Raw genomic sequence first — 18,513 nt, 5'->3', positions numbered from 1 at the left:
TCAAATTTTATCGAATATCAATAACTTACGTACTCGTCCGTTTTCCGGAACATTACAGAATTTGGTGAGTTTATGTGCAGTTTTGAAAGGTTCAAACTCGCTCAAAAAGGCGTCCAATTTGTCTTCATAGTTGTGAGTGCTAAGTATATAGCGACTGATAAGCCCCGAATTTTTCTCGTGAATTCCACGCAGGATGTCAGTGATGGTATGTGTCCCCACTCCGATGATCACGACTGTTCCAGAAACTTTATGAGTGAGGCTTTCGCCACTCTGCGCCCAAAAATACGCGCGTTGATCCTTTTCATACTTCTGATGCTTTTGTTCAAAGCGCGTTTTCAATTTTTCAATGATGTGTGGAACTTGATCCACAAAATGAACTTCTGGGAACTGTCCGCTGCGATATGCACTCAATCCCAGATAGCCATGATCGCAGCAGAAATCCCATACGGGTTCTCCAGGAATCAAATGGTCATAGACAGCCTGCATACGATCAGAAAGTTTAAACATGCTGGAATACCTAGCACAGAGCCTATTTGAAAGCCACTGCGCTGTCACATCGCGAGCGTTTCTTGACTGTTTTGGGAGGGCGTTGGAAACTCCTGCGCATGAAAAAAACTCCGTTAGCAGATAACCACGTTTCTTTGGGTGCCCGTATGGTCGATTTCGCCGGCTGGTACATGCCTGTTCAATATGTCGGCCTTCGTGAAGAGCACGACAACGTTCGTAAGAACGTAGGTCTTTTTGATGTGTCTCACATGGGTGAAATCCGTGTGAAAGGCCCAAAAGCTCTTGAGACGTTGGAGTGGCTAACGACGAATGATGTCGCTCGTTTGAACGATGGTGAGGCTCAGTACTCTCTTTTGCCGAATGACCAAGGTGGATTGGTTGACGATATTATCGTTTATTGCTTGTCGAAAAATTCTGACTACTTGGTGTGCGTGAATGCTTCCAACAAAGACAAAGACTTTGCGTGGATGACAAAGCATAACAAGGGCTCAGACATGACGGATGAGTCTGACAAATGGGGGCAGATTGCTATTCAAGGTCCTAAGGCTTTGGAACTTTGTGACCGCGTTTTTGGTTTCAAAGTCAGCGAGATGAAACCGTTTACTGTTAAATCTGGAAAATTCCAAAACCATAACATCATGGTCGCTACGACTGGTTATACCGGGGAGAAGGGCTGTGAGGTTTTCGTAGATGCCGCAGGCACTTCGGCATTGTGGAATGAACTTTTGGCTCAAGGTAAAGACTTGGGAGTGGCACCGATTGGTTTGGGCGCTCGCGATACTTTGCGCACAGAGATGAAATATTCTTTGTATGGCCACGAGATCGATGACACGACGAATCCATATGAGGCGGGACTTGGTTGGGTGGTAAAACCGGCTAAGAAGGACTTCATGAACAAGGCGCAAATCGTTGGGGTCAAAGAGGCCGGTCTTAAGCAAAATCTTGTGGGATTTAAGATGCTTGAGAAGGGCATCCCTCGCCAAGGTTACTCCCTGTTTTCTTTTGACAATAAAGAGATCGGAAAGGTAACTAGTGGTACTCACTCACCAAGCTTGGATGAACCAATCGGCATCGCATTTATCGATGTGGCCTTTGCTAAAGAGGGAACTGAGTTCCTACTTGATATCCGTGGCCGTAAAGTGAAAGCGGTTGTTGTTAAAACACCATTTATTTCGAAATAAGGAGCCCTAGCATGGCATTTCATATTCCTGAAGACTATTACTACACTAAAGAACACGAATGGGCTCAAGTTGACGAGAACATCGTAACTGTTGGTATCACTGAGTTCGCACAAGATTCTTTGGGCGAGATCGTTTACGTTGAACTTCCAGAAGAAGGTCAAAAAATCACTCAAGGCCAAACTTTCGGTGTTGTTGAGTCCGTAAAAGCTGTTTCTGACCTTTACGCGCCAGTTTCTGGCACTGTAATCGAAGTAAACGCTGCTTTGGGCGACGATCCATCAGTTTTGAATGATGATCCAGTGAACGAAGGCTGGTTGGTTCGTATCGAAATGGATACGGAAAAAGAGCTTGCGAACCTAATGAGAGCTCCAGACTATAAAAAATTGATCGCAGAGAAATAATTTTTATTGATTTAGCGGATACAATTCGCTAAATCTTTGTTTCCGCTAAAACGGTGTTGCCCCGCTGGTGAAATTGGCAGACACGCTAGACTTAGGATCTAGTGCGCAAGCGTGGGGGTTCAAGTCCCTCGCGGGGCACCAAATCTTTCTTCTCTGATTGAAGAATAATCGAAGCTGACTTAATCGTCGGCTTTTTTTATTTGTGGGGTTGATTGAGCTTCGCTGATCCCTACGGGATGGGGGCCGCCGCTCGGGACTGTCGGTCGTACGGACCGCCTTCGCGGTCCTTCTCCCTCCATGCTCCACACTAAAACAGTCCCCCGGACTGTTTTAGCGCGGGCACAACCTCTTGGGGCACTCGTCTTCGTTCGACGGGGACCTCGCTCTTGCAGAGCTCGACTTGCTTCCGCCTTTGGCGGGCTCGCTTTTCACTGCCGCCTTCCGGCGGATCGTTCATTTAGTTCATTAGGAGTTTGATTTCGTCTTGTAGGTGGAATTGGACTTGGTTGGTTTGTAGGTTGGTTTTGTAGAAGAAGATTGTGGACCAGTGGCGGTTTTCTGCTAGGAGGCCGAAGGGGGCTGCTTGCATTTGTTGGTCGCCGTCGTAGATCATGTAGGTTAGTTCGATGGCGTCGATTCCTACTAGGTCGGGATTTGTTTCTAGATAGTCGTAGGAGTTTTTTACTAGGCTTTCCATGCTTACTTTTGGAAGGAAGTAAGTTTTGTTAGGGGAGCCTGGTATGTTGTTGTTTCTGAGGGCTGGGTGAACTTGGCCCAATAACTGAGTCATTTCGTGCAATTCAATTCCTGCGAATTTTAATTCTTGTCTTAAAGCGTGGCCTCGTACTGCTTGATACGTTAACTGAATGCCCTCCGGGACAAAGATGGCGTCGGGTTTCATGAAGCGTTTGGCGTCTCTTAGGGAGTGAATCACGTCTTCTGCGAAGGGGTCTGAGGCGAAGAGTTCGTGAAGGACCATGTCCACTTTGGGAATTGATTCTGTGGGGATGTCTGTTGAGAATCCTTGAATCAATCTGATTCTATCTTGCAGGCCCATTCTGCGGATTAGTAGTTCGGCGGCTTTTGCTAATAGATGGTTCGCTTCGCAGCAGATGACTTGCTTGGCTCCGTGGCGGATTGCTAGGACTGACATGAGGCCGCTGCCGGCGCCGATTTCTAAAACGATTTTGTCTTTGCAGTTTTTGCGAATGATGTCTTCGTAGAAATGGTTTCGCTGATGATCAATCAGCATGTCATAGTGCCAGGCGTGAATAGGGCTTAAAGCTGTCATGCACCCACGTTAATCCTGGATATTGGGAAAGAGAAGCACGATTCGTCGGTTTTGGAACTATGCCTTTAAAATATTGTTTAAGGGCAGTCCTGTTATAGAAGTCTAAAGCAATAGATTAACACTAGAATTGCCAAAAGGATTTTTTGCAGGAGTTCGCTACGACGGTAAACCTTGTTCTCAAATTCCGTATTTCGTTTTAAGTTGTTGGGATTTTTCGTAAGTTCTGGCGCGGCTTTGCTGATTAGAATGATCGATTCTAATTTCATGGCTAAGCCCGACATCAAAACTTGGATGACGCCAAAGAATACCGACATAACGATCAATTTGACATAGTCGAAATCTGATTCGTGGTATCCACTGATGATCGCAAGCGGGACGGCTGCGATGACTGGAGTTACAATGAATTTTAAGAGTATCTTCGTGATGCTTGGAAACTTATCGTGAAAGTACGCCCAACCGTGATCTGTTAAAACAGCGGTCTTACGGTATTTTTCTATTTCTTCTTTGGAAGCTAGCTTTGGATTATAGGCAATGATCGCCTCCAGAACGTATTCGCTCCGCTCCAGAGAAATCGGGAACTTGTACCTTCCTTTATCTGAAATAATTTGGAACAAACCACTCAAATAAGGAGCATAGTTGAATTTGATCTCTTTAATGTCTTCGAATGGAAAGACTGTTTTTTGCCCCAGGCTTTCGATCTCGACTCGGTCACTGAAGACCGTAACAGAAGAGTGAGCTTTGGTTCTAAGGATTCGACTGGCCGGTGCGATAATCGCTAAAGCCAACAGTGCTGCTACCCAATTAAATGCTAATAAGGAGCCAGCAACCAGTGCCAACGCCAGGCACGCCCAATAGAACCATTTGATGTGTCGTCTATAGGTCAACGTACGCTTTAGATTTTCTCGCGGTACGAATGATGCTGAATCGCCTGGATGTGACATGTATTCAATATCGGAATTTCAACTCTTCAGCTGGAGCTTTATAAATCAATCTCAGTTTGAGACAGAAACACTTTTGATTTCGTATTAAGTTATGGATTTCCCACGGCTTCTTTAAGGTTTCTTGAGAAGTTATTCCTTGGACTTGGGACCTATAGTCCGAATCTTTTTCAATTACTGAAATTCAACAGTAAGTTTTCCGACATTCGGTATTCTGTGTTTAGTATTTTCGAGGAGCGCGATGAACATCCTAAAAAACTTTAATTTCCGAACGACGGCAGGTTTTACGATCTGTTTGATCATCACAATCACAATCGGATATCACCAGCAGCAAAGTATAAGTTTGATCAAAGAAGTCAGTCAACTTCGCGCTGAGGCGCGCTCGAATGCGTACCGTATTGTAAGTCTTGAAAATCTTTTGACGGATGTTGAAACAAGTCAACGAGGATTCCTTTTAGTGGGTGATCCGTCGTATTTACAGCCGTACCGTGAAGCCGTGGAACAGATTCCTTTAGCTTATGAAGAAATCGAATTAAAACTTTCCAAACAAAAAAATCAGTTAGATCGTCTAAAAAAAGTTGAAGTTCTTATCAATAAAAAATTGGACGAAATGGATAAGACCGTTAGCTTGAAAATGGCTGGGAAGACCGCTGAAGCCTTAAGATTGGTTAAGCATGGTGATGGCCAGGCTTACATGTCAGATCTGCGTTTCCTGTTAAAAACAATGGATGATGAGCAAAAGCTTTTAGTTTTACAACGTGGTGAATGGATGGAAAACATCGTTCAGCAAAGTAAGATTATTTTATATGCTGGAAGTATCATCGAAACTTTGCTGATTTCATTGCTGATGTATCTTATTGCGAGGTCTTACTTTGCAAGAACGAAAGTGATTAAGGAGATGGCCCAATCTAACAAATCATTAGAGCGCCAACGTGATCACGCTAAGCAAGTTATCGAATTGCAGAACGAGTTGGGTAGCCGTGAGTCTTTAAAAGAAGTCGACGTCATGGATATGATCGTTAAGATTACGTCGCGTCTGACGGGTGCTGACGGTGCGGTCCTGGAACTTATTGATGGAGACGAATTCGTTTATAAGCATGTGTACGGAACTGCTGAACCCTATAAAGATATCCGCGTAAAAATTGATGGAACATTTTCAGGCAAGTGTTTGCGCGAAATGCAAACGATCAGCTGTCCCGATATCAGTCAGTTAGATAAAGATCTCCACATAACTTTAGCCAATAAAGTCAGTGTGGCTTCAATGGTTGTCGTGCCTTTGCATCATCATGGAAGAATTCTGGGCGTGTTGAAAAACTACTCCTCCAGTTTGAATCACTTTGAGCAAGATGCGGTGGAAGCGTTAAAAATTATTACGGGATGTCTTGCGGGAGCACTGGCTCAAGCGCAAGATTTTACGGAAAAATTAAAGCTCATCGAAGACCTTGAAAAAACACAAGCTGACTTGATCGTATCCACTGATAAGGCTCAGCGTGCAACTTTGGCAAAATCTCGGTTTTTGGCAACCATGTCTCATGAAATCAGAACTCCACTGAATGGAATCATGGGTATGACGGGCCTTTTGATGGAAGGGAATCTGGGGGATGAGCAGCGAGACTATGGCAATGCGATCAAAGCCTCTGCTGATGCGTTGTTAACGTTGGTCAATGACGTACTTGATTTCTCAAAAATTGAATCAGGTCATATGACCTTTGAAAATTTGGATTTCGATATTGTTAGTACATTACATGATATTCACAAGTCTTTTAGCTTTACGGCTCGTCAGAAAAATATTGATCTGACGTTAGATATCGAACCTGTGTTTCCTGCGATTGTAAAGGGCGATCCCGGTCGCGTTCGGCAGGTGTTTTTAAATTTGATCAGCAATGCGATCAAGTTTACCCATGAAGGCTCTGTGAAAATTAAGGCTTCGGTAAAATCTAAGGATGAATACGGATATCTGTTTAAATTTGAAATTATCGATACTGGGATTGGAATCTCAGAGGAAGTAATTGATACTCTTTTCCAAGAGTTTATTCAGGCCGACTTGTCAACCACTCGCAAGTACGGTGGAACAGGGTTGGGCTTGGCCATCTGTAAACGTTTGGTAGAGAAGATGAACGGCGAGCTTGGGGTGGTTTCAGCAAATGGACAGGGATCTAATTTCTGGTTCACGATGCATTTGATGGCTGGCCAAAATGAAGTCTATGCGACAGAGCATGATTCACCCGATGAGGAGATGCCAAAACGTGATAAGCCTTGGCGTATTTTAATTGCCGAAGACAATCAAATCAATCAGATCATTATTTTGAAAATGCTAGAGCATTTCGGGATACGCGCGGACATTGCGGGGAACGGCCGTGAAGTGGTCGAGGCCGCCCACAGTCGTTGTTATGACATGATTCTGATGGATTGCCACATGCCTGAGATGGATGGTTACGAGGCAACCTCGGTCATTCGTACCAGTAAAGCCATCGGGAATAATAATATTCCAATTATCGCAATGACTGCCAATGCGATGAAGGAAGATAAAGAAAAGACCATGAAGAGTGGCATGGATGATTTCGTATCCAAGCCAATCGATAAAAAACGCGTTAGGGCGGTTTTGATCAAATGGATGAAGAAAATCCTTGCCCAGGAAATGCAACGATCGGCTTAAGCTAAAAGATTTTAAAAAAAAGTAGCCTGTTATTTACAGAACTTGGATTTCTTGTTGGACCCGTAGCTCGTTTGAAACTTTTTGTAAGCCCTCGGGGATTTCAATCAAAGAACCCCGTGGGATTTCTTGTTGAATCTTGAATTTATGCATCCACGCTAGGAACTCGCGATCGGGACCGCGGCAGATCATTTGGCGATCTTTTCCTTTTTCTTTCAAGGTATCACCGACCACGCGAGCCGCGGGAATTGCTGTTGGCTTTTGTTTTCTCATCAGCAAAAAGCTTGTTGTTAAAGTGCGGTTCTTCATTGGAAGTTGTTCTTCCATGGCTAGGAACCATTCAGGCGCATTAAAGTGAATACGATCATGGCACCAGTCAGTTTTAGACTGTGCTAACAGTGGACATGGTCCCTCATGAGTACAAGGTGCCCAGGCATGGAAACCTTTTTCCAAAAGCTTCGCACGTAATTGCAAAAGCTTGCGGCCATCTTGCTGCGTTGAGGGTTCAGCGATAAACAATGCCTCACACTCATAAGCCCAATCAGGCAAATCGCTAAGTTCCGTCAAAGAATATGAGAACAACGCCATCGTCTTGGTGGGGTTCTTCAGGCGTCCACCATTAAAGGTGCGAAGCCATTCTTGCGATTTAAAAAACGGAAAGTGTTTCTCGATCAAACGCTGAGGTTCCGCAGCACGCTCGATCAATGTGTATTTGAGATTCTGAGTTTCAGAAAGACTTAGGGACGCTGTCGCAAGGCCCGCGCCGAAATCGATGACCTCTTCAAGACCTGCAAAGAAGCCGCGTTTTTCGCCCTCTGAGATGACCGCACGCAGGCGGGCTGCATTTAAAGGGAGATAATAACAAAGATAAGCCACTTGCGCCCAGGGTTCATGCCATGGAGTTTGGCCGTCGGGCTGAGTGATAAAGAAATCAGACAGCGCCAGCACGCACTTCGCCAGCTCCTTGGAATCTTTCAAGGTCAGCTTATAGTCTGCTAATGCTTTCGCGATAGCCTCTTCGAAATTTGCCGGGACTGTAAATTGTCTTTGCATGGATGGCGGGATTCTACAGACTGTTCAGGGCTTTTAGCAAATCATCGACCTGGATTTCTTCCATCGCGTGGTCGTAAGGGGGATTTTCGTTCTTGGATACGAAAATTTTTACATTCTCTCCACGGGCAGCCCAACGGCGGGGATGCTGAACGCGGATGGGGGAGTAAAGGCCCAGAACCGGCGCCCCCAGGGAGGAAGCCATATGGGCAACACCTGTGCTTGGTACTACGACGGCTTTCGCATTCTTAAGTACCGTGAAAAGCTCTGCTGGTTTGAGCTGGCTTTGTAGGTTGACCACTTGAGCATCGTTTTTAAAACGAGCTTTGATCTCTGTTAGAAATGGCTCATCTGCAGGAGTTCCCGTTAAGGCGACCTTGGCAAAGGGAGTGATTTGTTCAATCAAAGAAATATAACGAGCCGTTGGCCAGTTCAGTGCAGAACCAGCCATTCCGGCGTGGACTACAACATAATTTTTCTCGGTCAAAGAATGTTTCGCCAGAAGCTCGGGATTGTTGGGTGCAGTTAATTTTAAAACTGGAGTTGGCTCTTTGGATTTTTCATTCAAAGCAAAGCGCAACAAATCCATGTTATAGTCAGCTTCGTGTTGCACGGCTTTGCTTCGACGTTGGCGCAGACCTTTATTCAAAAACAAAAAGCTGTGCCATTGGGATTTTACGCCCGCGCGGACTTTTACGCCCTCAGCCCATAATGCAAAACTGACCCACCATGGAGCTTGAAAGCTTACGGCAACATCAGGTTTAAATTCGCGGATGAATAAGCGCAATGTCTTTAATGAAGTCTTCCAATCGTCTTTGGAAAGTTCGACGAAGGAACGTTTTGGATCGGCATTATCGGGAACAAAGCTAAGGCCCTTGGCAATGACCCATTTCACTTCATAGTCAGATAAAAAAGCGGCTTGATCCACGCACATGGTGGAGATCAAGTCGCCGATCTTATCTAGACGAATAAGTAAAATACGTTTCATAAATCCTTTGAAGCGCCGCTCCCGTAAACGGGACCTGGCACCTTTTAGCGGTATTCTTCGATCGATGGGCAAGAACAGATCAAGTTGCGGTCGCCGTAGGCATTATCCACGCGGCCGACCACTGGCCAGAACTTGTTCGTGCGCAACCACTCAACCGGGTACACAGCTTCTTCGCGAGTGTATGGATGATTCCACTCTGGTTTCATCATCATCTGCGCAGTGTGCGGAGAATTTTTAAGAGCGTTGTTTTCCTTGTCCATTTTGCCAGATTCAACCGCAGAGATCTCTTTGCGGATCGCAAGCATAGCATCGATGAAACGATCGACTTCTTGTTTTGGTTCTGACTCTGTTGGTTCGATCATCAATGTGCCCGCAACTGGGAATGACATAGTCGGAGCATGGAAGCCGTAATCGATCAAGCGTTTGGCAACGTCAGTTACATCGATGCCAGACGACTTTTTGATATCGCGAACGTCGATGATACATTCATGGGCCACATAACCAGACTTACCTTTGTAAAGAACTGGGTATGCTTTTTCCAATTTCTTAGCGATGTAGTTTGCTGACAAAATTGACACCAAAGTCGCCTTGCGAAGACCCTTAGCACCCATCATTGTGATGTAAGCCCAAGAGATCGGAAGGATCGATGCTGAACCCCACGGAGCTGACGTCGTTGAAGTGATACCGTTTGCGGGACCTGCCTCAGGAACCAAAGAGTGCTTAGGCAAGAATTCTTTCAAGTGAGCGCCGACACCGATTGGACCCACACCCGGACCGCCACCACCGTGAGGGATCGCGAATGTTTTGTGCAAGTTCATATGAGAAACGTCAGCACCGAAAGTACCTGGGCGGCACATACCAACCAAGGCATTCATGTTGGCACCATCCATGTACACTTGGCCGCCGTTTGCGTGAACGATATCGCAGATTTCCTTGATACCTTCTTCGTAAACACCGTGAGTGGATGGATAAGTGATCATCAACGCAGCCAAGTTGTCTTTGTGTTGTTCGGCTTTTGCTTTAAGGTCAGAAATTTCAACGTTACCCAAGTCATCGCAGTTCACAACAACCACTTGCATACCAGCTAGTGCAGCTGAAGCAGGGTTTGTCCCGTGCGCAGATGAAGGGATCAAGCAGATGTTTCTGTGACCTTGACCACGAGATTGGTGGTATTTGCGGATAACCAGAAGACCTGCGTATTCACCTTGAGAACCTGCATTTGGTTGCAAACTTACTGCGGCGAAACCAGTGATATCGCAAAGTTTGTTTTCAAGGTCTTTGATCATTTCAATCAGACCAGAAGTTTGAGAAACCGGTGCAAACGGGTGAAGTTTGCTGATCTCTGGCCAAGAAACTGGAACCAACTCAGTTGTTGCATTCAATTTCATTGTGCAAGAACCCAATGGAATCATTGAGTGAGTCAAAGTGATGTCTTTGTTTTGCAAATGATGGATGTAACGAAGCAGTTCAGTCTCGCTGTGATGAGAGTTGAACACAGGGTTTGTCATGAATTTAGACTTACGAGTCAAATCAGCTGGGATTTCCAATTTCAATGTGTCGTCGATCGCCAAAGCATCGAAGGCGGCTTTATTGCCTCCGTTGAACGCCATCCAAACGGTTTCAACGTCAGTCAAAGTCACTGTCTCGTTCAGAGCAATGCTTAAAGTCTTATCGTTGATCTGGCGGAAATTCATACCTAATTGTTCAGCTTGAGCGATGATACCAGCCGCGTTGTCAGAAACAACAGTGATCGTATCAAAGAAGGCACCTTTAGAAACATTGTAACCAAGTTTGGAAAGACCATCTGCCATGATCGCCGTCAAACGGTTCACGCGCATAGCGATTTTCTTAAGACCTTCAGGTCCATGGTAAACCGCATACATCGAAGCCATGTTCGCTAAAAGAACTTGCGCTGTACAGATGTTGGAAGTCGCTTTCTCACGGCGGATATGTTGTTCACGAGTTTGCAAAGCCAAACGCAAAGCTTGTTTGCCTTGAGAATCTACAGATACACCGACTAAGCGACCCGGCATCATGCGCTTGTAAGCATCTTTCGTTGCAAGGAACGCAGCGTGCGGGCCACCGTAACCCAATGGTACGCCGAAACGTTGAGAGTTACCGACAACGATGTCAGCACCCCACTCGCCCGGAGGAGTTAGCAGAGTCATTGCCAACAAATCAACGGAAGCAACAACGTGTGCGCCTTGCGCTTGATATTTTTTTGCAAGGTCTGAGTAATTTTCTACGGCACCCTCAGTGTCAGGGTACTGGAAGAACACACCGAATGCTGGTTTCGCGAAATCGTAAGTCGCTGGATTAGTCACGATCATCTCAAGACCCAATGGCTCTGCGCGAGTCCCCAGGACTTCGATCACGTGTGGGTGCATTTTGTCTGAAACAACAAACGCTGTTGCTTTAGTTTTGCAAAGTGCATGAGCCATGAACATCGCTTCGGCAGCAGCTGTTCCTTCATCAAGAAGGGATGAGTTGGAAATTTCCATTCCAGTCAAATCAGCAACCATCGTTTGGAAGTTCAACAAAGCTTCCAAACGACCTTGGGCGATCTCGGCTTGGTAAGGAGTATAGGCCGTGTACCACACTGGATTTTCAAAGATGTTTCTTTGAATGATTGTTGGAGTGATAGAGTCATGGAAACCCAAACCGATGTAAGATTTCATGACTTTGTTTTTTGAAACCATTGATTTCAAATGGTTCAATAAACCGAATTCAGAAATGCCAGGGCCAACGCCGTCGAATTTATGATCCGTGCGGATTTGAGAGGGAATGATTTTGTTAGCTAATTCGTCCAAAGAGGCAAAACCCAATTCTTTCAACATCGCTTGGATGTCAGAATCGTTTGGACCAATATGGCGAGGAATAAATTCGTTACGTGGAGATAAATCGTCGATTTTCATATGCACCTCAATACGCCAAGCAGCCTAGCATACTGGGGAATTCTATTAAAGCTTTGTAGGGGAAGCGACTAGGCTAATGCGAGGCAGTATCAAACTCTGCCTGACACTCCGTCATGATTTTCTTAGAGTTCGCTCCCGACTGGCAGGCTTTGATCCAAGTCCGGGCCAAATCTAGGCGCTCTGAGTCCGCTTTAAACGATTCCAGACGTTCTGAAAGGGTTGGAAGCTCTGTTAACAGGGTCGTTTCGACTTTCAAAGCCAGTAACACCTTGTTTTTTGATTTTATCCCATCTTTGTCCAAAACGTCTTTGATCACACCACGGACGGAGTCAGGGACGGCTTTGGCAACCGAGCCCATTTGCTCAAGTTTAAAGCGGAACAAAGGATCTTGCAGGGCTTGGGGGCCAGTTGCCTTATAAAACTGCGTTAAGTACTGAGTGCGCTCGGTTAAAAGCATGTCCTGATTGAGCGAACTGGGATTGCAGATGGTTTTACAAAAAGGAGGCATTTTCTTATTCTGCAGCATCTTTTGCAGGCCTTCGAAAGATTGAAGTTCGTCAATATAGCCTTCGCCAATTTTCATCACTTCATGCAGGTTGTGATTGTTTTCATTTTCTTCGTGAATGTGATTCAAAACATAGTAAGTCGCACCACCAATGGCAGTGAAGACTGTGACAATACTTACCACAGCGAAAATCAGAGTGTATTTCGCAAGGAACTTAAAAAGTTTCATTCAGGCTTGATCATACTAAAAGGAACTGGATCTTTTCAATAACGAGGGCGTCAGGACCATCCAAAGTCTAATTGCACTTTTGATGTTTGTAGACCGCAGCAACTTCAGCTGCCGATAAAGCCACATTCCAGATCATGAACTCGTCCATACTGCCCGTAAAAGCCGTGGCGGTTGGACTGGTGTAAGAGGCATTGATGCCCATTAAGAATAAAGGAAGTCCAGTATCGGCACCGGCGGTACCTGATCCCGGCTGAGCGTAAGCGTAACCACCGTAGTTGCCCGTATTTGAACATGTCCCTGTAAAACGAGTTGTGTCGGCAGCTCCAGGATTCGTCAGTTCCACGCCATCGATATACATTTTAACGCCAGTTTGATTGGTCACGTTGTCAGCCGTGTAAGTCGTCGTTCCATCCCACGTTATAACGATATGACGCCAGGTATTTGCGAAATAAGTAGAGTTTAGCTTGCACGTTTGCAGCTTCATATTGCTGCTTGATTTTACTTTGACGAATTCAAGTGTACCGTCAGAATAAATGGCAGCCAAATAACCTGCTCCGCTGTTGTTATCACTTTTATAAAACAAACGTTGTTGCCCAGAGGAGGGTATCGCCATTTTTACCCAGAAGCTCCAAGTGCCTGCTGAGACATCTGTCGCAGAGTTTGTTAACGAAATCGTATCTGTTGCTGTGGCGCCTGTTGCCGTAATCGCCTGCCGAAAATTTGCAATTGTCGAGGTGGCGTAAGACAGGGTATTCCCAGAGATTGTCGCTGCCGCAGCAGGGCCTCCGGAAAATCCAGATGCGATCGATGCACCGTTGGCGATCGTGCCGGCGGTACCATCCATGTGCCATAAAGCTTTCACATTGTTTGCTTTAGGCATCCATGCGGCACGGTCAGGGCTTTTGCATTCTTGGCTATTATGCGCCGAAGGCAATCCCGTCTGCGTGCCAGGAATCTGTGCCAGAGCTAACTCAGACACAGAAAGCAAAATCATCATGATTGAGCCGATGGTTTTATTCATGATTAGTTATATCCTGTCGACCAAGTCACGTAACAGTCGTAAGTGGAACCATTGTAAATCGTGATGATGGAATAGATTGAAGGAGTTCCTGAAACTGTTGCCTGATTTGAAGGCGAGAATTTCGTGGAGTTACAACCTGAGAATGTGTATGTGCGCGACGTTGTGTCTGTAATCACCAAAGTATAGTGACCACCATTCGCCATGTTGGACAATGTGATTGTCGAGCCACCAACTGATGCCAATGTGTGAGTATTGCTTGTTGAAAGGTCAACCGCCGCAGCAGCAACAGTTGTGGGCGTACCAGCGACCGCATATTTAGTCGTGATTGTACCTGCGTTGGCAATAGACATTCTTTCTGTGCCGCCAGTTTGGAAGCTTAAGCGACCGTCAGAGTTGATCAATTGAATACTTGTCGACATGGATTGGTCCGCAGTTCTCATTTGAACGGCAACACCATTACCACTCGGAGTGCCAAAGTAGATGTAACCTTTGTGTGCATTCGTACTGTCGTAAACTTTTGCCATCAAGACACCACGGCCTTGTGCTGAGGAATAGTCGAAACCACCCATGCGCAAGTTACCGTCAGTGCTAATGGGTGCTGTCGTATAGTCACCGGCCGAGCCAGAACCGTTTACTTCCAAAGCATAAGTCGGAGTCGTTTGGCCGATACCGATTTTACCGTTTGAAAGGAAAGTCATTCGAGCACTGCCGTTAGTATTAATTGTTAATGAATTGGCGTCAGCAGTACCTATTGTTGCAGCAGCACCGAATGAGTTACCGCCGTTTAAATAAACTGAAGATGGCAAGTCAGTTGAGGCGATCGTTCTAAACGAAGTCGCACCGTCCGCACCAGTGGGAGCTGCTAAGAATGTTTTTTGAGTTTGTGTTCCAAAACTTGAAGCCGTCACAGTGACTGCCTGACATGCCCAACCAGAGACAGTCCAAGTGGCAACATGACCCGCGGTAGAACATCCGAAATCGTAGAATTTGCCTGTGGAATCCTTAATGACCATATTTGACGTCGCTGTATTCACGCCCGTGAAATTCATATTGGTCCCAAGGATCGTACCGCTTGCAATTTTCGATGTCGTCACTGCTCCCGCAGCGATAGTTGCGGCAGCTGAACCAGCACCTGAAGCAGTGACATCGCCCGTTAACGCCGTGATATAGTTACCAGCTGCTTGCTTGGCGTTGAAAGTGTCGTAATCAGTTTTGCTGATAAGACCCGCTGTCACAGAAGCCGCAGAAGCCATCGGGATATTTAGCGTGTGAGCAGTACCTGATGACGACCAAGCGGGTGCCGTACCCGAAGTCCCTGGAGTGGCGAAGGTTTGAGTCGAACCCGTCAAGCCGTTTAAAGAAACGATACTTGCACCCACTGAACCTACCACTTTAGCAGCAGAACCATCCCAGTACTTCACAACATTCGACGTCGTGTTGAACCAAGTTTTACCTTTGTCTGAAGCGCCCCAACCTGTGATTAAAGTGGCTTCCGTCGAGTCGGTATAATTACCTAAACCTAAAGAGCCCGTCATCACATCGCCAGCCTTATTCACTGGAGTGTAGGTTAAAGCCGTTGTGACATCTGAAGAGGCTAAGTTTGCTCCTGTCGTCACACGTCCCTTGGCATCGATAGTAACTTTCGTATAAGTACCTGCCGTTGCAACAGTCGCTAATGTTAATGCGCCCGCATTTGAAATCGTCGCATCACCACTCATCGTCACCGCCGTCGCAGCATTTGATCCATTACCAACCCAGATTTTGCCATCAGCTAACGAAGGCAGCAGTGGGGAAGGTGTCACGCAAGCCCAACCGGAAACAGTCCAAGTTGCAACATCGCCCGCTGAAGAACATCCTAGGTTTGCAAATTTACCAGAAGAATCTTTGATCACAAGATTTGCCGTACCGGCGTTTGTGCCTGTGAAATCCATATCGCCGCCAACGATGGTGCCATCCAGGATTTTTGCAGAGGTGATTGCACCTGTTGCAACCGTCGGATTTGGATAAGTACCTGTCAGATCACCACCAGCCGTCGCACCACTTTGTAAGGCGCCCGTAATGCGAGAGTCATTACCTGCCGCAAACGTCGTCGCTGTTGTGCCTTGTAAACTTGCAATCGTGATGTCCGTCGGAGCGGCAGCAGAACCCGTGTTATTACCTTTTAAAGTATTTGCCGCCATATTGGCCATTTTGGCATTTGTCACAGCACTGTTGGCAATTGTCGCTGCGACTGAACCCGTACCACTTGCAGTGACGTCACCAGTTAATGCCGTGATAGTACCGCCACCTGTCGAGATATTTGTACCGTTGATTTTAAAGTTACCTGTGATGTTCACGTCACCGGCAATATCTAATTTGTAGGCTGGATTCGTCACACCAATGCCGACGTCACCATCTGAATCGATGCGAACTTTTTCTCCAGAATTCACTCTGAAAGCCATGTACTGGTTCGCGGGCGTTGAAGCATCAACCTGATATCTGATAGAACCTTGTTGTGGTGAAGAGGTGTTACCGAAATAGAATGTCGCAGGTTGCGCATTCATCGTGTACATATTCACGCCGACACCACCGACAGCTTCTCTGTCGAAGGAAGCAACGGATTCCGTCGACGGAGCATTCGATGAACCGGTGTCACCTTTAACTGCAAGGACGCCGTTTCTGATATGAGCTTTATAAGCTGGAGCCCCACCAATACCTACGTTACCTGCAGCGTCGATCGTTATGCGATCAGTATTATTTGTTTTAATCGTTAATTGATTACTGTCGTTTGTACCAATGGAAGCTGCGGCACCAAAAGAGTTACCACCTCTTACAAACGCATCAGTGATACCGTAACCCGCCGCTGTCGTTGGTGTACCCGTTGTGATTTTTGACCAATCAAGGTTCGGAATATCTGAGGCAGCTAATGATGCTGTACCAGAACTTACGCGGCCTTGAGCATCCGTTGTAACTTTATAATATGTGCCTGCAGTGCCTGTATTTTTCAAAGACAATACGCCTGCGTTCGTGATTGTAGCATCACCAGACATTGTCACAGCTGTCGCTACGTTGGAACTATTTCCGATCCACATAGTGCCATCATTAAGAGTAGGAAGGAGGGGAGACGGAGCGGCACATGACCAGCCCGATGCAGACCAAGTCGCAACGTGACCGTTTGTGGAGCACCCGAAATTTGCGAATTTGCCTGTCGAGTCTTTGATAACCAAATTGGCCGTACTTGCGTTCGTACCAGTGAAGTCCATATTCGAACCCAAGATAGTACCAGAGGCAATTTTTGAACTGGTCACGGCACCGGAAGCAATCGTCGCGGCCGCCGAGCCTGGGCCCGTAGCGGTGACGTCACCAGTTAATGTCGTGATCCCAGAACCTGAAGAACCAACTGCAACCGCCGATGTTCCGTTCCAGTATTTCAACTCGTTCGATGTCGAGTTAAACCAGATTTTACCTTTATCTGCGGCTACTAAGCTTGGATCTGAAGCATTGTTAGAAACGTGCAGGCTTTTACCTGCTGACATTGTCATATAGCCAAGATTAGTGACATTGTTGCTGTCCATATCAATAGCGCCAGCCATCGTACCACCGGCCAGCGGCAATTTCGTAGGGTCCGTGTTTGAGGGAGCTTGGCAGGCCCAACCGACTACAGTCCACGTAGCGACGTGGCCCACGGTTGAACAAGCAAAGTTTGCGAATTTACCCGTTGAATCTTTAATTACCAAACCAGAAGTAGCAACGTTAGTGCCGGTAAAATCTAAATCTGCGCCTACGATGGTACCGTCAGCAATTTTTCCTGAAGTCACAGCGCTGTTTGCGATTGTCGGTCCCGGATAAGTACCACTTAAGTCACCGCTTGCAGAACCAGTTGGTGCCGCACCTGTGATGGTTGTTGGCGTTACTCCTGTGATACGGCCTTGAGCATCAACCGTAAATACGGGAACTGAAGTGCCGGAACCATATGTGCCTGCAGTTACTGTCGTGTTTGCAAGCGATACAGTCACAGTGCCAGAGGTACCACCGCCAGAAAGACCGCTGCCAGCAGTTACACCTGTGATGGAACCCGTGGAAGTTGCCACACAGCTAAACGTAGTGCCGTTCCAACTAAGCGCTTGGCCCGCAGAACAAGAAGTTAAACTTGCTTTCAACACAAGGTCGTTGATGGTTTTATCAGCCAACGTTTGTGCGCTATATGAAGACATCGCAAAAGGCACGGAACGGATTGTGTTGGCAGGATCAATCGCTTGCCAACCAGTTCCATCATGAAAGCTCACTTTTAAAAGGCGTTCAGATGTGGCAGACGCATTCCAAGTACCGCCACCATAGCAGTTGTATGTAATTCCATTTGTGAATGAATCAGAAAGTTTGTTTGCACCACCTGCCGCATAAATCACAGTTCCATCGCCGATTGCGATATCAAAAATACCGTCAGAGTTTTGCATGTTCACGTGTTGGCGTTCTTCGTAATAAAGAACACACGTTCCATCTGTTGAAGTAATTTGGAATCTAAAAGAGACGTCGTTGTAAGTAAGTGGCTGACCAGCAGAGTTTAAAATGCGGCCTTGATATGTGAGTTTTTGCGGAGAAGCTTGCGCAACGGATGCAATAAATCCGAGCACCAGTATCGCAAAAGTGGTTGTTATTTTTTTACCGATTCGCATGAGACGTCCCTGTTAAGAAGTCGTTAAAAAACGTTCCTTAGGACTCTTCGGTAAGGGAAATCAATGGCTTAAGCTCCATTGCGGGAATGAAATTTAAAAAATAGTCATGTTTTTGGGGAGCAGTTTGTGGGTACGCCAACTCGAACTAATAAGAAATGGTCAAGAAATGGGGAGAAAACTCAG

General features: G+C 46.2%; 12 protein-coding genes and 1 tRNA gene. 4 read left to right on the top strand and 9 right to left on the bottom strand.

Annotation, left to right across the window (positions count from 1 at the left end; genetic code table 11):
- Entirely contained in the window at positions 1-507 is a 507-nt protein-coding gene (locus tag B9G69_RS00715; RefSeq protein WP_088616384.1) for an SAM-dependent methyltransferase, read from the bottom strand.
- 98 nt (positions 508-605) lie between these two features.
- Here B9G69_RS00715 and gcvT point away from each other — a divergent pair, with 98 nt between their 5' ends.
- The 3 genes from gcvT (at position 606) to B9G69_RS00700 (ending at position 2,230) form a co-directional block, all read left to right on the top strand.
- Complete coding sequence (gene gcvT / locus B9G69_RS00710) at positions 606-1,688, top strand: glycine cleavage system aminomethyltransferase GcvT (protein WP_088617250.1); 1,083 nt, start codon at positions 606-608, stop codon at positions 1,686-1,688.
- Between the two features lie 11 nt (positions 1,689-1,699).
- Positions 1,700-2,089 carry a glycine cleavage system protein GcvH gene (gene gcvH / locus B9G69_RS00705; RefSeq protein ID WP_088616383.1) on the top strand — a complete coding sequence of 130 codons (390 nt, stop codon included), beginning with the start codon at positions 1,700-1,702 and terminating at the stop codon, positions 2,087-2,089.
- Positions 2,090-2,147: 58 nt separating this feature from the next.
- A tRNA-Leu gene (locus B9G69_RS00700) sits at positions 2,148-2,230 on the top strand.
- Positions 2,231-2,546: 316 nt separating this feature from the next.
- Here the strand turns inward: B9G69_RS00700 and B9G69_RS00695 are convergent.
- Both B9G69_RS00695 and B9G69_RS00690 read right to left on the bottom strand, forming a co-directional pair.
- Positions 2,547-3,380, bottom strand: a complete 834-nt coding sequence (locus B9G69_RS00695; RefSeq protein ID WP_088616382.1) for a 50S ribosomal protein L11 methyltransferase — start codon at positions 3,378-3,380, stop codon at positions 2,547-2,549.
- 92 nt (positions 3,381-3,472) lie between these two features.
- Complete coding sequence (locus B9G69_RS00690; protein WP_088616381.1) at positions 3,473-4,321, bottom strand: hypothetical protein; 849 nt, start codon at positions 4,319-4,321, stop codon at positions 3,473-3,475.
- Positions 4,322-4,559: 238 nt separating this feature from the next.
- Here B9G69_RS00690 and B9G69_RS00685 point away from each other — a divergent pair, with 238 nt between their 5' ends.
- Entirely contained in the window at positions 4,560-6,974 is a 2,415-nt protein-coding gene (locus B9G69_RS00685) for a CHASE3 domain-containing protein (protein WP_088616380.1), read from the top strand.
- Positions 6,975-7,007: 33 nt separating this feature from the next.
- Here B9G69_RS00685 and B9G69_RS00680 read toward each other — a convergent pair whose 3' ends face one another.
- From B9G69_RS00680 to B9G69_RS00655, 6 genes are all read right to left on the bottom strand, one after another.
- Positions 7,008-8,024: a small ribosomal subunit Rsm22 family protein gene (locus B9G69_RS00680; protein WP_088616379.1), complete on the bottom strand. Its 1,017-nt coding sequence runs from the start codon at positions 8,022-8,024 to the stop codon at positions 7,008-7,010.
- A gap of 13 nt (positions 8,025-8,037) precedes the next feature.
- A complete protein-coding gene (locus B9G69_RS00675) occupies positions 8,038-9,009 on the bottom strand; it encodes a glycosyltransferase family 9 protein (protein WP_088616378.1) in 972 nt (323 codons plus the stop codon).
- Positions 9,010-9,053: 44 nt separating this feature from the next.
- The gene (gene gcvP / locus B9G69_RS00670) at positions 9,054-11,924 is read right to left on the bottom strand and encodes an aminomethyl-transferring glycine dehydrogenase (RefSeq protein ID WP_088616377.1); all 2,871 of its coding nucleotides are present in this window, start codon (positions 11,922-11,924) and stop codon (positions 9,054-9,056) included.
- A gap of 73 nt (positions 11,925-11,997) precedes the next feature.
- Positions 11,998-12,657, bottom strand: a complete 660-nt coding sequence (locus B9G69_RS00665; protein WP_088616376.1) for a hypothetical protein — start codon at positions 12,655-12,657, stop codon at positions 11,998-12,000.
- Between the two features lie 67 nt (positions 12,658-12,724).
- Positions 12,725-13,678, bottom strand: coding sequence for a LamG domain-containing protein (locus B9G69_RS00660; protein WP_088616375.1), 954 nt, complete (start codon positions 13,676-13,678; stop codon positions 12,725-12,727).
- A 2-nt stretch (positions 13,679-13,680) separates the two neighbouring features.
- On the bottom strand, positions 13,681-18,330 hold the full coding sequence (locus B9G69_RS00655; RefSeq protein WP_265437900.1) for a beta strand repeat-containing protein: 4,650 nt from the start codon (positions 18,328-18,330) through the stop codon (positions 13,681-13,683).
- Positions 18,331-18,513 lie beyond the last annotated feature (183 nt).

The organism is Bdellovibrio sp. SKB1291214, assembly GCF_002209355.2.
Taxonomy (GTDB): Bacteria; Bdellovibrionota; Bdellovibrionia; order Bdellovibrionales; family Bdellovibrionaceae; genus Bdellovibrio.
The sequence above is the reverse complement of the archived record's forward strand: the minus strand, read 5'-3'. Positions and strand labels throughout refer to the sequence as shown.